Annotated in this window: 16 protein-coding genes; 5 read left to right on the plus strand and 11 right to left on the minus strand. The window is 72.8% G+C overall.

The features are described 5' to 3' along the window. Positions 1-413: 413 nt before the first annotated feature. Both ABZ659_RS29440 and ABZ659_RS29445 read right to left on the minus strand, forming a co-directional pair. Positions 414-1,004: a Uma2 family endonuclease gene (locus ABZ659_RS29440; RefSeq protein ID WP_360225661.1), complete on the minus strand. Its 591-nt coding sequence runs from the start codon at positions 1,002-1,004 to the stop codon at positions 414-416. An 86-nt stretch (positions 1,005-1,090) separates the two neighbouring features. Next, on the minus strand, positions 1,091-1,765 hold the full coding sequence (locus ABZ659_RS29445; protein WP_360225664.1) for an SGNH/GDSL hydrolase family protein: 675 nt from the start codon (positions 1,763-1,765) through the stop codon (positions 1,091-1,093). 88 nt (positions 1,766-1,853) lie between these two features. Between ABZ659_RS29445 and ABZ659_RS29450 the strand changes: the two genes are divergently transcribed. After that, positions 1,854-2,849, plus strand: a complete 996-nt coding sequence (locus ABZ659_RS29450) for a WD40 repeat domain-containing protein (protein WP_360225667.1) — start codon at positions 1,854-1,856, stop codon at positions 2,847-2,849. Here ABZ659_RS29450 and ABZ659_RS29455 read toward each other — a convergent pair. The 8 genes from ABZ659_RS29455 to ABZ659_RS29490 all read right to left on the minus strand — a co-directional run bounded on the left by ABZ659_RS29455 (position 2,827) and on the right by ABZ659_RS29490 (position 10,221). After that, positions 2,827-3,012 (minus strand): TetR/AcrR family transcriptional regulator C-terminal domain-containing protein, encoded by a 186-nt coding sequence (locus ABZ659_RS29455; RefSeq protein WP_360225670.1) that lies wholly within the window; start codon positions 3,010-3,012, stop codon positions 2,827-2,829. The genes ABZ659_RS29450 and ABZ659_RS29455 overlap by 23 nt on opposite strands. Positions 3,013-3,094: 82 nt before the next feature. Then, positions 3,095-4,213 (minus strand): phosphoserine transaminase, encoded by a 1,119-nt coding sequence (serC, locus tag ABZ659_RS29460; protein WP_360225673.1) that lies wholly within the window; start codon positions 4,211-4,213, stop codon positions 3,095-3,097. 134 nt (positions 4,214-4,347) lie between these two features. Continuing rightward, entirely contained in the window at positions 4,348-5,598 is a 1,251-nt protein-coding gene (locus tag ABZ659_RS29465) for a cytochrome P450 (RefSeq protein WP_360225676.1), read from the minus strand. Next, the gene (locus ABZ659_RS29470; RefSeq protein WP_360225679.1) at positions 5,595-6,821 is read right to left on the minus strand and encodes a cytochrome P450; all 1,227 of its coding nucleotides are present in this window, start codon (positions 6,819-6,821) and stop codon (positions 5,595-5,597) included. The genes ABZ659_RS29465 and ABZ659_RS29470 overlap by 4 nt, the downstream gene beginning before the upstream one ends. Further along, positions 6,818-7,471, minus strand: coding sequence for an ATP/GTP-binding protein (locus ABZ659_RS29475; RefSeq protein ID WP_360225682.1), 654 nt, complete (start codon positions 7,469-7,471; stop codon positions 6,818-6,820). The genes ABZ659_RS29470 and ABZ659_RS29475 overlap by 4 nt, the downstream gene beginning before the upstream one ends. Beyond that, positions 7,452-7,799: a DUF742 domain-containing protein gene (locus tag ABZ659_RS29480; RefSeq protein ID WP_360225685.1), complete on the minus strand. Its 348-nt coding sequence runs from the start codon at positions 7,797-7,799 to the stop codon at positions 7,452-7,454. The genes ABZ659_RS29475 and ABZ659_RS29480 overlap by 20 nt, the downstream gene beginning before the upstream one ends. Beyond that, the gene (locus ABZ659_RS29485; protein ID WP_360225688.1) at positions 7,796-8,203 is read right to left on the minus strand and encodes a roadblock/LC7 domain-containing protein; all 408 of its coding nucleotides are present in this window, start codon (positions 8,201-8,203) and stop codon (positions 7,796-7,798) included. The genes ABZ659_RS29480 and ABZ659_RS29485 overlap by 4 nt, the downstream gene beginning before the upstream one ends. Continuing rightward, positions 8,200-10,221, minus strand: a complete 2,022-nt coding sequence (locus tag ABZ659_RS29490) for an ATP-binding protein (protein WP_360225691.1) — start codon at positions 10,219-10,221, stop codon at positions 8,200-8,202. Before ABZ659_RS29490 ends, ABZ659_RS29485 begins: the two co-directional genes overlap by 4 nt. 341 nt (positions 10,222-10,562) lie before the next feature. Between ABZ659_RS29490 and ABZ659_RS29495 the strand changes: the two genes are divergently transcribed. Then, positions 10,563-13,409 (plus strand): FAD-binding and (Fe-S)-binding domain-containing protein, encoded by a 2,847-nt coding sequence (locus tag ABZ659_RS29495; RefSeq protein ID WP_360225805.1) that lies wholly within the window; start codon positions 10,563-10,565, stop codon positions 13,407-13,409. A gap of 14 nt (positions 13,410-13,423) precedes the next feature. Here ABZ659_RS29495 and ABZ659_RS29500 read toward each other — a convergent pair whose 3' ends face one another. Beyond that, positions 13,424-13,876 (minus strand): NUDIX hydrolase, encoded by a 453-nt coding sequence (locus tag ABZ659_RS29500; protein ID WP_360225694.1) that lies wholly within the window; start codon positions 13,874-13,876, stop codon positions 13,424-13,426. A 204-nt stretch (positions 13,877-14,080) separates the two neighbouring features. Between ABZ659_RS29500 and ABZ659_RS29505 the strand changes: the two genes are divergently transcribed. From ABZ659_RS29505 to ABZ659_RS29515, 3 genes are all read left to right on the plus strand, one after another. Further along, positions 14,081-15,028 (plus strand): EamA family transporter, encoded by a 948-nt coding sequence (locus ABZ659_RS29505; protein ID WP_360225697.1) that lies wholly within the window; start codon positions 14,081-14,083, stop codon positions 15,026-15,028. Between the two features lie 75 nt (positions 15,029-15,103). Continuing rightward, entirely contained in the window at positions 15,104-16,306 is a 1,203-nt protein-coding gene (locus tag ABZ659_RS29510; RefSeq protein WP_360225808.1) for a helix-turn-helix transcriptional regulator, read from the plus strand. Between the two features lie 94 nt (positions 16,307-16,400). Further along, a complete protein-coding gene (locus ABZ659_RS29515; protein ID WP_360225700.1) occupies positions 16,401-16,811 on the plus strand; it encodes a recombinase family protein in 411 nt (136 codons plus the stop codon). Positions 16,812-16,834 lie beyond the last annotated feature (23 nt).

The raw sequence follows: 16,834 nt of genomic DNA on the forward strand, positions 1-16,834 counted from the left end.
CCGCTAAGCCAGCCCGGCGTGCAGGCGAGACGCCAGCGCGCCCCCGCTTCCCGGCCCGCCCCGCAGCCCACCCGGAGCACACCTCCCGCCACCCCCGCCACCCCCACCGGCCCGCAAGCCGCTAAGCCCACCCGGCGTGCAGGCGAGGCGACGACGCGCCCCCACACCCACCCCCACCCAGAAGCAGACGTGAGGGACCAACAGGCCCCGGCCCCCCGTCTTTCCGGGCCGTCCGCGCGCTTCTCACCCGTGCTGGAGCGGCCCGGGGTCAAGGGGCGGCCGCAGGCCGATCGGCGCAGCCGACGCGGAGCGACAGCGCAGCGCCCTTGAGGCCGGGACGCGGAAGCACGATCCTGACAAAAGAAGCGGGCGGCCCCGACGGTCACGGCGTGGTGGGCGTGAGTGTTGGGGGCTCAGTCGCGAGGGAAGTCGGCCGTCTTGATGGTGAGGCCGAGGGGAGTGTGGGTGAGGTCGACGTCCGTGCCGAAGGTGATCGTCGTCTCGGTGGTGTAGTCGCCGTCCTTCGGGTCGGTGTAGACGTGGCACTTGCCCTGGTAGGGGTCGGCGATGAGGTAGACGGGGACCTCGGCCTTGGCGTAGGCGATCTTCTTGGGGCCGTAGTCGTTGCGGGCCGTGCCCCGTGAGATGACCTCGGCGACGAATTCGACGTCCTCGTGTCGCCACTGGCCCGCTTCGTCCGCCGAGGTGCCCTCGCGCATCTTCACCACATCAGGGCAGAAGCCGTTGTCCTGGCCGGGGAAGTCGATGCGGACGTCCGAGTACCACTTCGCACGCCTCCTCCCGAAGTGGTCTTCGAGCGCCCAGAGAATCTCCTGGATGATGTCGAAGTGAATGCCCCGCTGCGGTGTCATATAGACGCTGCCCTCAACGATCTCGACCCTGAATCCTTCGGGGACGGGCATCCGCTCAAGTCGCTCGAACCACTCGTCCAAGCTCAGGTGGTCGACCTCGGCCATGGCGATCCTGTCGTCTACGAGGGTCATCGTGGCGCTCCTCCCGGCTGCGCTCCGGCGAGTACAGCCGCGCGGTATAACGATACGCACGGTGACCGGGTAACGGCGTCGTTCCGTCACCCAGCGTACGGCGCCCCGACGCCCCACCCCTGGTACAGCGCCTCCGCGAACGTCGCCGCGATCCGGTGCTCGCCGCTCGCGTTGGGATGCGTGCCGTCGTAGGTGTCGGTGTGGATGTCGTACGACTCCGGGAGGGCCGCCAGCAGGAGGGGTGAGCGGGGTTCGTCCAGGTCGGCGGTCGTTTTCGCCAGGAGGTCGTTGAAGGACGAGACCTGGTTGGCGAAGGCGGCGTCGGAAGCCGCGCGGATGTTCGGGATCACCGGGAGGATCACCATCCGCACGCGCGGGTTGGCTCCCCGCGCCTCCGCCACGAAGGACCGTACGTTCTCCGCCGTCTGCTCGGCGTTGGTGTAGAAGCCCAGGTCGATCAGGCCGAGGGAGACGAGCAGGACGTCCGCGCGGCAGGCGCGTACCGCCTCGCCGATCAGGGGGGCCATGTGCAGCCAGCCCTCGCCCCAGCCCGCGAGGTGGGCGCGGGGGAAGTCGGGGTCGGCGTAGGCGTAGGAGGTGGGGGCGTCGGCTGACTTGTCGTAGAGGGTCTCCCGGGGGCCGACGACGGCGAACGGGCCGCCGTACGTCTCGCACAGGTGCCGCCACAGGCGGTAGCGCCAGGTGTGCTCGCCCGCGCTGCCGATGGTCATGGAGTCGCCTACGGGCATGAACCTGAGCATTCGCTCATGATGGACGATCGCGGGGGCGGGCGGGGCGTGAGGTCCACCACCCTCCGTGAACCGCCGCCCGGGATGGCAGGCTTGGGCCATGCGCCGATCCTTCGTTCGCCTGCTGAGGGCCGTCCTGCTCGCCTTCCTCGTCTGTGCGGTCGCCGTGCCGTCCGCCTCCGCCGACGGCGACGACGGCTTCACCATCAAGGATCCGCGCATCACCGAGTCCAGCGGGCTCGCGGCCTCCCACCAGCACCCCGGCGTCTACTGGACCCACAACGACAGCGACGACGGCGCCTACCTGTACGCCGTGGACGGCTCCACCGGCGAGACCGTCGCCACGCTCACCCTCACGGGGATCGGTGAGCCGCGTGACGTCGAGGCCATCTCCATCGGGCCCGATGATCAGATCTTCGTCGGGGACATCGGGGACAACCTGGGGGGCACGTGGGACTACGTCTGGATCTATCAGCTTCCCGAGCCGAAGGAGCTGAAGGACCAGACCGTCAAGGCCACGCAGTACGTCGTGACGTACTCCGACGGGGCCCGCGACGCCGAGTCGCTCGTCGTGCATCCGAAGACCGGGCGTGTCTACATCGTCGACAAGAACACCGAGGGCGGGCGTCTGTACGAGGGGCCCGCGGAGTTGTCCTCGTCCGGGACGAACGTCTTCAAGCCGGTTGCCGGTCTGCCCGACCTCGAGGCCACCGACGCCGCCCTCTCCCCGGACGGCGACACCCTCGTCGTACGCAGTTACTTCGGGTCCGTCGCCTATGAGTGGAACGGCGGGAAGCCGAAGAAGACCGGGCGGGTCGGGGTGCCCTTTCTCGGGCAGGGGGAGTCCGTCACCTTCACCGCTGACGGGGAGAAGTTGATGTACGGGGCTGAAGGGGCCGACAGTCGGGTGGAGCCCGAGGACGCGCCGGGGGCAGCGGGGGAGGGGTCCTCGCCTTCCGGGGAGGGGCGCGCCCCGGGGGCCGCCGACGGGGAGGACGGCGGTGGGCGCGGGCTTCAGGTCGGTGCCGTCGCCGTGGCGGGGCTGTTGCTCGTGGTGGTTCTTTTCCGGCGGGCTACTCGGTCGCGCGGCGCCTGACCGTGACCTCCAGGCCGTCCAGGATGCGCTGGAGGCCGTACTCGAAGTGGTCGAAGTCGGGGCCCCAGGTGTTCTCGTCGAGGCCGGCGAGGAGCGGGTAGCGGCCGGACGCCATGACCCTCGCTGCCCGTCGTCTGGTTCGCGCTGGGCGGGAGGCCACCAAGCGGAGGGAGGAGACGTGACCGGGGGCGCCCGGATCGGCTCCGGGCGCCCCCACCGTCGTACGCGCGATCGGCGTTACGGCGTCACAGCTGCTCGATGACGTAGTCGACGCACTTCGTCAGCGCCTCGATGTCCGCCGGGTCGACCGCCGGGAACATCGCGACGCGGAGCTGGTTGCGGCCGAGCTTGCGGTACGGCTCGGTGTCGACGATGCCGTTGGCGCGCAGCACCTTGGCGACCGCCGCGGCGTCGACCTCGTCGGTGAAGTCGATGGTGCCGATCACGGCGGACCGCTTGGCCGGGTCCGTGACGAACGGGTTGGCGTACTTGACGTCCTCGGCCCAGCCGTACAGGGTGCGCGCGGAGGTCGCGGTGCGGCGCACCGACCAGTCGAGGCCGCCCTGGCCGTTGAGCCACTCAAGCTGCTCGTTGAGGAGGAACAGGGTGGCGAGCGCCGGGGTGTTGTACGTCTGGTTCTTGCGGGAGTTGTCGATCGCCGTCGGCAGGCTGAAGAACTCCGGGACGTGGCGGCCGGAGGCGTGCACGCGCTCGGCGCGCTCGATCGCCGCCGGGGAGAACACGCCGATCCACAGGCCGCCGTCGGAGGCGAAGGACTTCTGCGGGGCGAAGTAGTAGACGTCCGTCTCGGCGACGTCGACGGGCAGGCCGCCCGCGCCGGAGGTGGCGTCGACCAGGACCAGGGCGCCCTCGTCGGCGCCCGCGACGCGCTGGATCGGCATCGCCACGCCGGTGGAGGTCTCGTTGTGGGTGAAGGCGTAGACGTCGACGCCCGCCTCGGCCGCCGCCTGCGGGTGGGAGCCCGGGTCGGCGGAGATCACGGTGGGCTCGGCGAGCCAGGGGGCCAGCTTGGCGGCCTTGGCGAACTTGGAGGAGAACTCGCCGAAGCTGAGGTGCTGCGACTTGTTCTCGATCAGTCCGTGCGTCGCGATGTCCCAGAAGGCGGTGGAGCCGCCGTTGCCGAGGACGACCTCGTAGCCCTCGGGCAGCTGGAACAGTTCGCTGATGCCTTCGCGCACCTTGCCGACCAGGTTCTTCACCGGAGCCTGGCGGTGGGAGGTGCCCATGAGGGACGTGCCGGTGGCCGCCAGTGCGGCCAACGCCTCCGTCCGCACCTTGGAGGGACCCGCGCCGAAACGACCGTCCGCGGGCTTGATGTCAGAGGGGATCTGGATCTCAGCCACGGTCCGGAGCCTATCCGCTACGGGAAACCCGGGCGCAACTTCGTCCGGCCGCTGAGACAAGGCTGAGACCAGGTGAGGGGCCGTGCGGAGGAGGGGGCGGGGCGGACCGCCCCACCCCCTCCTCCGCAACGTGTTCAGGCGCCGAGCCGCACCGGCAGTTCGAACAGGTCGTTCTGCGTGACGACCGGCTTGTTGCGCAGTTCCGACGCCGGGACCGCCAGGTCCAGGCCGGGGAAGCGGGCGTACAGGGCCGGGAGCGCGACGCCCGCCTCCAGGCGGGAGAGGGCCGCGCCGGGGCAGACGTGGGGGCCGTGGCCGAAGGCGATGTGCCGGTTGGTCGTCTCCCGGGTGATGTCGAACTCCCCGGCGCTCGGGCCGTGCGCCTGCTCGTCGCGGCCGATCGCGGCGTACGACACGATCAGCGCGTCCCCCTTCGGCAGCACCTTGTCGCCGACCGGGATGTCCTCGGTGGCGAAGCGGATCAGGACGTGCGAGGTCGGGGTGGACCAGCGCAGGGTCTCCTCCACCACGGCCGACCAGTCCGCCTTGCCGGAGAGCACGAGTGCGCGCTGGTCGGGATGGGTGGAGAGGTTGACGACCGCGTTGACGATCAGAGAGATCGTCGTCTCGTGACCGGCGGCGATCATGAGCTGGAGGGTGGAGACGATCTCCTGGTCGGTGAGCTGGTCGCCGTCCTCGGAGGCCGCGATCAGGGCGGAGGTCAGGTCGTCGCCGGGGTGGGCGCGCTTCTCCGCGACCGCGTCGGCCATGATCCCGGCCAGCTCGGTGAGGGTGGCGATGACCTCGTCCGGCGGGGTCTGGGTGGAGAAGAACTTCTCGAACAGCTCCTTCAGGCGCGGCAGCCGCTCCTCCGCCAGGCCCATCAGGTCGGCGACGACGTACATGGGCAGCGGGTAGGCGAACTCCGCCTTCAGGTCGACCACGTCACCGTCGTGCGCGGCCACCCGGTCCAGCAGGCCCTCGGTCAGCTCGGTGATCCGGGCGCGCATCCGCTCCACCCGGCGCGGGGTGAGCGCCTGGGCGACCAGGGTGCGCAGGCGGCGGTGGTCGGCGCCGTCCACGGTCAGCATGGAGCGGCCCGGGTTGGCCAGCCCGATCAGCGGCCAGTCGGGGGCTATCTCGCCGCGCTGCCAGGCCGTCCAGACGTTGATGTCCTTGACCACGCGCGCGTCGGTGAGCAGCTTCTTCGCCTCGGCGTGGTGGGTGACCGCCCACACCGGGACGTCGCCGGGCAGCATCACCGCGGCCAGCGGCCCGGCCGCCCGCAGCGCGGCGCTCTCGCCCTCCAGGTCGGAGACGAAGGGGTCGAGGTGGATACGGGTCTGTTCGGTGCCGGTCGTCGGCGTGTCCGTGCCAGCCGTCATCTCTGCGTGCCTCCAAGGGCGGGGGTGGGTGTGAAGGTCACCGGGAGTTCGGTCAGGCCGCGCAGCCACGGTGAGGGGCGGCGGGTCAGCTTGTCGGCGGGCACCGCGAGGTCGATGTCCGGGAGCCGGTCGAGCAGCACCTCGATGCCGGTCCGCGCGATGACCTCGGCGATCTCCTGCGCCGGGAACGGGCACCGGTGCTCGCCGTGCCCGAAGGAGAAGTGCGCGTTGTTGCCGCCGGTCAGCGCGGAGCCGTCGGTGCGCACCTGCGGGTCGGAGTTGGCGCCCTGGAGGCCGAGCAGCACCAGGTCCCCGGCGCGCAGCCGCCGTCCGCCGAGCTGGGTGTCGCGGGACACCCAGCGCCCGGCGATGTTCTGGCTCGGGGTGTCCTCCCAGAGGACCTCGTTCATGGCCTCGGCGACGCTGTTGCGGCCCCCGAACAGGGAGGCGGCGAACCGGCTGTCGGTGAGCATCAGGTGCAGGGAGTTGCCGATCCAGTCGGCGGTCGGCTGGTGGCCCGCCGCCGTCATCACCATCAGGTCCTGGCAGATCTCCTCGGCGGTGAACCCGGACGGGTCGGCGATCATCCGCGACACGACGTCCTCGGCCGGTTCCTGCTGCCGGGCGGCGACCAGTTCCGTCATCGACGTGAACAGGTGCGTCTGCCCGGCGATCGCCTTCTCCCGGCCGTCGATCATGTCGTTGAGGGCGGTGACCAGGCCCGGCCCCGCCTCGTCGGGGAAGCCGAACAGCCGGGCCAGCACCCGCACCGGGAGCAGCATCGCGTACTCGGCGATGACGTCCGCGCTGCCCTGCGGGCAGATGCCGTCGATCAGCTCGTCGGCGAACTTCTCGGCGTACCCGCGCAGTTCGTACGGGTCGATGGCGTCCAGCGCGTTGCCGAGCATCGCGGCGCGCTCGCGGTGGCGTTCGCCGACCGTGTAGAGGATCGAGGGCTGCTTGTGGCCGATCATCGGCAGCAGCGGCCAGTCGTCGGGGATGTTCTCCCACTGGTTCCACAGCTCGGAGTCGCGGCTGAACAGCACCGGGTCGCCGGTGACCTGGTGCAGCTCGCGGTAGCCGAGCACCAGCCAGGCCGGTACGTCGCCGTCGAGCAGCACCGGCACCACGCTGCCGTGCTCGCGCCGCATCTCCCGGTAGACGCGGGCCGGTTCGCCCTGGAGCGCCGGGCCGCTCAGATGGACGGGGGTGGGGGCGGTCACACCAGCTCCTGACGGGTGGCTCGGGAGGGGTCGGCGTACCGGGCCTGGATGTGTTCCACCAGCGTGATCAGCACCAGCTTGCTGGAGGCCCGGGAGCGCGCGTCGCAGCGCACCAGCGGTACGTGGGGGTCGAGGTCGAGGGCCTCGCGGACCTGTTCGGGCGGGAAGCCGGGGCCGCCGAAGTCGTTGCAGGCGACGATGAACGGCGTGCCGTGCTTCTCCAGGCGGTCGATGGCGTACCAGGAGTCGTCGATGCGCCGGGTGTCGACGAGGACGACCGCGCCGAGGGTGCCGGAGAACAGCCGGTCCCACAGGAACCAGAACCGCTCCTGGCCGGGCGCGCCGAACAGGTACAGCACGTTGCGGGCGTCGAGCGTGATGCGGCCGAAGTCGAAGGCGACGGTGGTGGCGGTCTTGCCGCGCACCTCGCTGGTGTCGTCGACCGACTCGCCCGCCTGCGTCATCGTCTCCTCCGTGTTGAGGGGACGGATCTCGCTGACCGAGCGGACCATGGTCGTCTTGCCGACGCCGAAGCCGCCCACGACCACGATCTTGAGGCCGTTGTCGGCCGAGGCGCCCAGCGGCGCGCGCGTCGCGGACGCCGGGCGCGGCTCAGCGGGCGTGCGCGGGTCAGAGGTTGCGGAGTCCAACGAGCACCTGCTCCAGGATGTCGGGGTCGGGTACGGCGGCCGTACGCGGGTGCCGGGCGCTGACCCGGCCCCCCGCTTGGAGGTCGGCCAGCAGGATGCGGGTGATGCTCACCGGCAGCTTCAGCTCGGCCGCGATCTCCACGACCGCCGTGGGGCGTTCGGTCATGCGCAGGATCGCCGCGTGCTCGGACTGCATTCCGGGCACCGGGTCGCACTCGGCGACCACGAGCGTCACCAGGTCGAAGGGGTTGCCCGGCCCGGACCGGGTCCGTCCGCCGGTGAGCGTGTAGAGCCGGTCCGGGGCGTCGTCCCTGCCGGGGCGGCTCATGAGCTGCGGGGCGGGGCGGTCAGGTGCTCGCCCAACTGCTCGACGAGCTCACTCATGTTGTGCCCCACGAGTCCGGGGTCGGCGTCCTCGGCGGTGACGACGGCGAGATGGGCGCCGTCGCCCGCCTCCACGATGAACAGCACGCCGCCGTAGAACTCGGTCATCGCGGAGCGCACACCCCCGCTGCCGTCGCCGAACTCCACCGACGCGCCGTGCGACAGCGACTGGATACCGGCGGCGATGGCGGCGAGCTGGTCGGCCTGGTCCGCGGACAGCTCCGGCGTGCGGCACAGCTTCAGTCCGTCGCGGGAGAGCACGAGTGCGTGCCGCGCGCCGGGCGTGCGCTCCAGCAGGCCCTCTATCAGCCAGGTGAGCTTTTCGTCGGCGGTCGTCGTGCCGGTCATGTGGTGGTGTCGCCTTCCGATGCGGGGGTGGTCGGTACGGGGGCAGCGGGACCGGTGGGGGTGTCGCCGCTCTGGGCCTCCACCTTGCGAACGGCCTCGCGGAAGCTGCTGAAGCGGGCGGTGCGGGCCCGGGTCTCCTCGGCGGTGGGGGCGGGGCGGGGGGTGGCGTCCCGGTCGCCGGAGCCGCGGGACCGGGCGCGCTCGGCCTCGGCGAGGGTCCGGCCGCGGCGGCGCTTGGGGAGCGCGCGGGGCGCCTCCGACGCGGTCTCCGACGCCGGGTCGGCCCCGTCGGGCGCGGTCTCGTGGGTGGGGGCGGGCTCGCGGTCGACCTCCCGGCGGAGGGTGAGGGTGGGGTCCGGGTCGAGGGCTGTGCCCAGGTCCGGGAGGGAGGCCGGGGGCGGGGTCGGCGTGGTGCTCGACGGGGAGTGCGTGCGTTCCCGGCGGGGGAGCTGGTGGGGCTCGGGGGCCTCGGAGGGCTCCGAGGGACGGGGGGTCGTCTCGGGGGTGGTGGGGGCCGGGGCGGCGGCGGGTGGCGCCTCGGGGGTCACCGCGGACTCCTCGCGCGCCTCCGCGGCCTGGTCGGGCGTCCCCACGTGCCCCTTCGCGGACCCCTGCGGCGTGAGCCTCTTCGGCGCGGGCGCCGCGCTCCTGGCCGGTGTGCCGTTGAGGGCCTTCGGGGCCGCCCCGGCCGTCGACTCCTCCGGCGCGAGGATGTCCTGCGGTACGAGCATCAGCACGCCGGTGCCGCCACGGGCGGAGGGGCGGTAGGAGACCTTGAGGCCGTACCGCTGGGCCAGCTTGCCCACGACGGTGAGGCCGAGCCGGGTGCCGGTGAGGCCGCCGAGGTCGGCCGACTCGCCGGAGACGGCGCGTTCGGCGCGGCGGAGCTGGGCCTCGCCCATGACGAGGCCGCTGTCCTCGACGGAGATGATGACCCCGGCGGGGACCTCCTCGACGTACACGTGGACCTCGGCGGTCGGCGGCGAGAAGTTCGCGGCGTTGTCGAGGAGTTCGGCGAGGGCGTGCATGACGCCTTCGGCGGCGTGCCCGGCGACGGCGGTCTCGCTGGTGGAGTGCACCCGCACCCGCTGGTAGCCGCCGATGCGGCCCATGGCGCCGCGCAGGATGGACTCCATGCCGATGGGCCGGGCCCAGCGGCGGCCGGAGCGGGCGCCGGTGAGGACGGCGACGGAGTCGGCGAGGCGTCCGGCCTGGGCGGTGCGGTGGTCGAGGTAGAGCAGGTCGGCGAGGACCTCCTCGTCGGCGTGCCGCTCCTCCATGCCGCGCAGGTCGGCCAACATGCTCGTGGCCAGCGCCTGCATCCGGCCGGCGGCGTTGGCGGTGGCGGAGAGGGTGGCGGCCCGCACGGTGTTGGCCTCGCGCAGCCGGGCGCCGAGGCGGGCGTTGTCGGCGACCAGCCGTTCGCGTTCCTCGGTGAGCTGCGCGGTCCTGGCCGCGCTCTCCTCGGTGAGGCGGGCGGTGCGGGTGGCGTACTCCTCGGTGAGGCGGGCCGTCTGGGCCGCGTGCTCCTCGGAGAGCTGGGCGAGCTGGGCCGCGTGCTCCTCGGTGAGCCGTGCGGTCTCCTGGGCGTGCGCGGTGGTGAGGCGGTCGCGTTCGGCGGCGAGGGAGTCGGAGAGCCGGGTGCGCTCCTGGTCGAGTTCGGCGGTGAGCCGGGCGCGCTCGCGGGTCAGTTCGCCGGTGAGCCGGTCGTGCTGCCGCTGCGACTCCTCGGCCAGCCGGGCGCGTTCCTGGAGGAGGCGGCCGATGTCCTGGGTGACGGCGTCCAGCCGTCGCCGGGCGGCCCGTTCGGCCTGTCTGGCGTACACGGCGACGGCGACGGCGGCGCACAGCGCGACGGCGGCCAGCGTCCCGACGACCGCCACGTACGTGTGCGCGGAGTCCGGCGCGAGGACGGCCGCGACGACGACGCCGAGTGCGGCGAGCGCCGCGGTGAGCAGCGGGACGGGGAGCAGGCCGCGCAGGGCGGGGCGGTCGCCGGGGAGCGTGGGGGAGGTCATCAGGTGGTGTCCTCGGTCGGGTCCGCGGGCTGTCACCGTTCGTCCTGGGTGGCCCTCGGGCGGTTCCTTGAAATGTCCGGTCTCATTCGGGCGGGAGCCGACACTCACGCGCAACTGGCGGACACTATAGGTGAGTTCCTGATCAGCCTGGGAAGGTTCTTGAGAGGTTTCCGGGGCGCCCGGTCTGACTTCTCAGAAATCGGTTTCCCGTGGATCGCCTGGAACCGGGGCGAATCGGAGAGCGCACGGGCCTCGCGGGGGGCGCGTACGGGCCGTGCGCGGGCCGCCCGTGCGGCGCGGCGCCCACGGGGCATCCTGAGGGCATGACGGGCATGAGGGGCATCACCGATCTCGAAGCCGACCTGCGGGCCACCGTCCGGGGCGAGGTGGGGTTCGGCGTCACGGACCGGGCGCTGACCACCATGGACGCCTCCAACTACCGGCGCGTCCCGCTCGGCGTCGTGGCGCCACGCGACGCCGACGACGTGGCCGCCGTCCTGGAGGCGTGCCGGGCGCACGGGACGCCGGTCGTGCCGCGCGGCGGGGGGACGTCCATCGCGGGGCAGGTGACCGGGACGGGCGTGGTGCTGGACTTCACCCGGCACATGAGCGGGTTGCTCGCCCTGGATCCGGCGGCGCGCACGGCGGTCGTCCAGCCCGGACTCGTCCTCGACCGCCTCCAGGAGGCCGCCGCGCCGCACGGGCTGCGCTTCGGCCCCGACCCCTCCACCCACAGCCGCTGCACCCTCGGCGGCATGATCGGCAACAACTCCTGCGGCTCCCACTCGGTGGCCTGGGGGACGACGGCGGACAGCGTCCGCGAGCTGACGGTGCTCACCGCGCGCGGGCGGCGGCTGCGGCTCGGGCGGGAGTGGCAGGGCGCCCCGGAGGGCCTGCGGGGGCTGGTGGAGGTCGAGCTGGCGCGGCTGCGCACCGGCTTCCCCGACCTGCCCCGCCGCATCTCCGGCTACGCGCTCGACGCGCTGCTCCCCGAGCACGGCGCCGACGTCGCCCGCTCGTTCTGCGGCTCGGAGGGCACCCTCGGGGTGCTCACGGAAGCGGTCGTGGACCTGGTCGAGTCCCCACGCGCGCGTGCGCTCGCCGTGCTCGGCTACGGCGACGAGAGCGCGGCGGCGCAGGCGGCGGCCGGGCTGCTGCCGTACGGGCCGCTGACGGTCGAGGGCATGGCGCGGGACCTGGTGCCGGACGCGGCCGGGCTGCCGCGCGGCGGCGCGTGGCTGTTCGTGGAGACCGGCGGGGCGTCGGAGGCGGAGGCACGCGCGCGTGCGGAGGCGGTCGTGCGCGCCGCCGACGTCGTGGACTCGGCGGTCGTCACCGACCCGGCGGGACAGCGCGCGCTGTGGCGGATCCGGGAGGACGCCAGCGGTACGGCGACGCGGCTGCCGGACGGCTCGGAGGCGTGGCCCGGCTGGGAGGACTGCGCGGTGCCGCCCGCCCGGCTCGGCGCCTACCTGCGCGACTTCCGCGCCCTGCTCGCCGCCCACGGCCTGCGCGGCACGCCGTACGGGCACTTCGGGGACGGCTGCGTGCACGTCCGCATCGACTTCGACCTGCTGACGGAGGCGGGCGTCGCCCGTTTCCGCGGCTTCTCCGAGGAACTGGCCGGACTGGTCGTGTCCCACGGCGGCTCCCTCTCCGGCGAGCACGGCGACGGACAGGCACGCGCGGAACTCCTCCCCGCGATGTACGGCGCCGAGACGGTCCGCCTGTTCGAACGCGCGAAGGCCGTCTGGGACCCCGACGACCTCCTCAACCCGGGGATGCTGGTCCGCCCGCACCGCCTCGACGAGAACCTGCGCTTCGCACCCCTCCCGCGCGAGCCGGTCGACGTCGCCTTCGGCTACCCCGCCGACGGCGGCGACTTCTCGGCGGCCGTCCGCCGCTGCGTCGGCGTCGCCAAGTGCCGTACGACGACGGCGACCGGGCCCGCCGTGATGTGCCCGTCCTTCCGCGTCACCGGCGAGGAGGAGCACTCCACGCGCGGGCGTGCCCGGCTGCTGCACGAGATGCTCGCGGGCGAGGTGGTGACCGACGGCTGGCGGTCCACGGAGGTCCGCGACGCCCTCGACCTGTGCCTGTCCTGCAAGGGCTGCCGCTCGGACTGCCCGGTCGGCGTCGACATGGCCACGTACAAGGCGGAGTTCCTGCACCACCACTACGCCGGACGCCGCCGCCCCGCCGCCCACCACGCGCTGGGCCGGTTGCCCCGCTGGCTGCGCTGGACCGCTCGCACGCGGACCGCGCCGCTGGTCAACGCGCTGGCCGGGGTACGGCCGCTGGCGGCGCTGGCGAAGCGGCTGGCCGGGATCGCGCCGGAGCGGGGGATCCCGCGGCTGGCGGGGGAGACGTTCAGCGCGTGGTGGCGTCGGCGGCGGCCCGCCGGGCGGGCGAGCGGCGCGCTGGTCGTGCTCTGGCCGGACACCTTCACCGAGCACCTGTCGCCGGACGCGGGACGGGCCGCCGTACGCGTGCTGGAGGCGGCGGGGCTGCGGGTGGCGCTGCCGCCGACGCGGCGGCTGGCGACGGTGGGGGACGGCTCGTCGAGGCTCCTGGACCCGCTCGCGGCACTGCGCCGCTCGCGCGTGTGCTGCGGCCTGACGTACGTCTCCACCGGCCAGCTCGACGAGGCCCGCGCGGTGCTGCGGCGCACGCTGGAGCTGATGGCGCCGGTGCTCGCGGCGGACGTGCCGGTCGTGGTCCTGGAGCCGAGCTGCGCGGCGGCCCTCCGCTCCGACCTGCCGGAACTGCTGGGCGACGACCCGCGCGCGGCGGCGCTGGCGGCGCGGGTGGTGACGTTCGCGGAGGCGCTGGAGCGGTACGCGCCCCACTGGCGGCCACCGCGTCTGGACCGTCCCGTCGTCGGGCAGACCCACTGCCACCAGCACGCGGTCCTGGGCGACGCGGCGGACCGCCGACTGCGCACCGCGGCCGGGCTGACCGGGGAGCTGACCGGCGGCTGCTGCGGTCTGGCGGGGAACTTCGGCTTCGAGAAGGGGCACTTCGGGGTGTCGCGGGCCTGCGCGGAGGAGGCGTTGCTGCCCGCGGTGCGGCAGGCGCCGGGGGAGGCGGTGGTCCTGGCGGACGGCTACTCGTGCCGGACCCAGCTGGAGCAGCTGGCGGGGGTGCGGGGGAGGCACCTGGCGGAGGTGCTGGCGGAGCACCTCTGACCGGGGCGGGGGCCTCAGACGGTGGTCTCCCCGCGGACCAGGGGGCGGCACACGGGCTGGACGTCGGCGGGCAGCTCGTCCGGGTGGCACCAGCGGGCCTCCAGGATCTCGGCGGGGTCGAGGCGCAGCTCACCGCCGAGCAGCTCGGCCTCGTAGGCCACCTCCAGGCGGGTGCGGTGGCCGCTGTTCAGCATGATCAGGCGGCCTGCCGCGACGTCGAGGTTGGTCTCCTCCCTGACCTCCCGGACGAGGCTGTGCCGGAAGTCCTCGTTCTTGTGCGCGAAGCCGCTGGGCAGCCCCCACTGGCGTCCCGGCGGCCACATCCGGTGCCGGAGCAGCAGCACCCGGCCCTCGCCGTCACGCACGACCCCGGTCACGCCGACGACGAACTTGGCGTTCAGGCACCAGACCAGACGGTGCTGTACGGGGCGCAGGGCGCGCCAGAGCACGGGCAGGAGTCGTCGCACGGGGCCTCCGGAGAAGGGTGGGGGGATCCCAGCGCGGACGCTACCGGGTGCCGGGACCCGTCCACGCACTGGTAACCCGTTGACAGCCGCGCACCCCACGCCGGACAGTTGCGTGGGGCGCTTACACGCCTGACCGAGTCCACTCCGGTGGCCTGGTAAGTACAGTGAAGTGAACGACCTGCCCGCACTCGACCCGGAGTCGCCGTGACCACCCCCAGCGCCCTTCCCGGCCCCCCGACCTCCGCTGCCCCGGCCGCCGCCGGTTCCGCGCCGGACGGCGCCTCCGGCCGAGGCGGCTCCCTGGGTCCGGTCGGCCTCGTCCTGGCGGGCGGCATATCCGTCCAGTTCGGCGGCGCGCTCGCGGTGAGCCTGATGCCGCGCGCCGGGGCGCTGGGCGTGGTGGCGCTACGGCTGCTGGTCGCCGCGATCGTGCTGCTCGTGGTCTGCCGGCCCCGGCTGCGCGGCCACTCCCGCACCGACTGGAACACGGTCCTCCTCTTCGGCCTCGCCATGGGCGCGATGAACGGCCTCTTCTACCAGGCCGTCGCCCGCATCCCGCTGGGACCGGCGGTCACGTTGGAGGTCCTCGGCCCGCTGGCCCTCTCGGTCCTCGCCTCCCGCCGCGCGATCAACATCCTGTGGGCCGCCCTCGCCCTCGCCGGGGTGTTCCTGCTCGGCGGGGGCGTGGGTGACCTGGACCCCGTGGGTGCCGCGTTCGCGCTGGGCGCGGGGGCGATGTGGGCGGCGTACATCGTCTTCAGCGCCCGCACCGGCCGCCGCTTCCCCCAGGCCGACGGGCTCGCCCTCGCCATGGCGATCGCGGCGGTGGTCTTCCTGCCGCTGGGCATCGCCGAGTCCGGTACGAAGCTCATGGACCCGGTGACCTTCGGCCTGGGAGCGGCGGTGGCCGTCCTCTCCTCCGTCCTCCCCTACACCCTCGAACTCCTCGCCCTGCGCCACCTGCCCGCGTCGACCTTCGCGATCCTGATGAGCCTGGAACCCGCCCTCGCCGCCGCGGCGGGCTTCCTCATCCTCAGCCAGACCCTGTCCCCCACGGAGGCCGCCGCCATCGCCCTGGTCATCGCGGCGAGCATGGGGGCGGTGCGGACGCAGGTGGGGCGGGGTCGGGGGCGGGTGAAGGGGAAAGAGTGACTTCGCTCTGATTGTCCGGGCGTTCCGCCTCTACCATCGAAGGACAGCAGCCTGAGCTAACGCACTGGGGTGACCGTGAGCAACTGGGCCGATTTGTCGAACGGCAAGCGCATCAAGCATCTGCGGGGCTCCGATCTGACGCAGCAAGGGCTGGCGGAGGCGGCAGGACTGTCCCTGGCTGTGGTGCAGAAGGCGGAGCAGGACCGAGGGGAGCTGTCGATCGGTTCGCTGCTCAAGCTCGCCAACGCTCTGAGGACGGACGTGTCCGTGATACTCGGCCAGCAGGCCCCCCGCCGAGGAATGAATCAGGACACCAGGGCCGCTCTGCGCCGGATCTCCGACGCGGTGCACGAAAGCGCCCTCGGAGACTGGGACTGTGTGGGGGAGCCGAGCACGCTCGACCAGCTGTCGACTGTTCAGGACCGCGTGTACTCCGCGTACTGGCGGGGCGAGTTCGGTGAACTGAGCGGACTCGTTGCGCAGGTGCTGCACGAAGGGACGGTCCAGTACCGGGAAGCGACGGGATACGAGCGTGAGCGGCTGGGACTGGTCCTCGCTGGCGCCTACTGGTTCTCCGCTTCAACCGCCGTCCTGTTCGAGCAGCGTGACCTCGCCCTGAGTGCGCTCACCTCCGCTCGTCGCCTGGCTGAAGACTCCGGGGACCCCATTCTGGCGGCGCTCTTGGAGTCGACGCTGTCATGGATTCACCTGCGCAGTGCCAAGGTTCCCCGGGCCGTCGCAGTCGCGGAGCGTGCGGCCCTGCAAATCGAGCCCTCCTTCGGTAGGGCGCCTCGTCCTCAGTTGGTCGCGTACGGCCGATTGATGATCTCTGCGGCGGTGGCGGCATCGCGCAAGGGCGACGCGGTGACGGCGGACGACTACCTGTCGCAGGCGCACGCGGCTGCGGCGCGGCTGGGCCGCGACGAGCAGCTGCACGGCACGCGCTTCGGCCCGACGTCGGCCAGCACCGAGGCTGTGGGAATCGCCGTAGCTCTCGGGAACTACGGAAAGGCACTGAAGCTGGCCGCGCACACCAAGCTGCCTCCCTCCACGCCGAAACTCGCCCGCAACCGCTACAAACTCGACGTCGCCCTCGCCCAGTGCGCCGCCGGTCTGCATGACCAGGCCGCGGACACCCTCATCGAGGTCGGCCTCGACGCCCCGGAATGGGTCAAGCACCAGGCACTTCCCGGCATCATCGGCAAGCGCCTCGCGCACGTGTCGACGGCGCGGGTCCGCAGGATCGGTGACGTCATCGGTGTGCCGTTGCTCACATGATCCCTACGGTGCGTACGAGTTGAGGCTGGATGACTCCGTCCGGCCTCACCCTCCGTCACTTCACTAGGGGTGATCGGTCGGTCACGATTGATGCATGGTCAGCAAGAGAAGTGAAGGCGATCTCCAGCGCCGCAGGGCGCTCGCCGACGCGGCGGCAGGCGTCGTCCAGCGGTTCCGCTGTGTGATCTACCTGTGCGCCGCCCCCAACACCAACATCGCGGTGCCCCGCGAGGAGTGCACGGAGTACGCCCAGGCGTTCGGCTGGGAGATCACGGAAGTGATCGAGGAACGCGCGGGTCTCCTGCCCCCACGCGGGCGCGCCGGGCTGGAGCGGGCCCTCGGGTACGTCAGCAGCGGAGAGGCCGGGGCCGTGCTCACGGCGTGGCGCTCGATGATCTCGTCCCTCCCGCAGGAGTACGACGAGGTGGCCCGCGAGATCGAGAAGTCGGGCGGCTTCCTGCACGTCAAGCACTCGGCGCGCACGGAACAGAGGGCACCGTTGTGACCCGGCGCCTGTTCGCGAGCGCG

The sequence above is a fragment of the Streptomyces sp. NPDC006997 genome, from assembly GCF_040635175.1.
Taxonomy (GTDB): Bacteria; Actinomycetota; Actinomycetes; order Streptomycetales; family Streptomycetaceae; genus Streptomyces.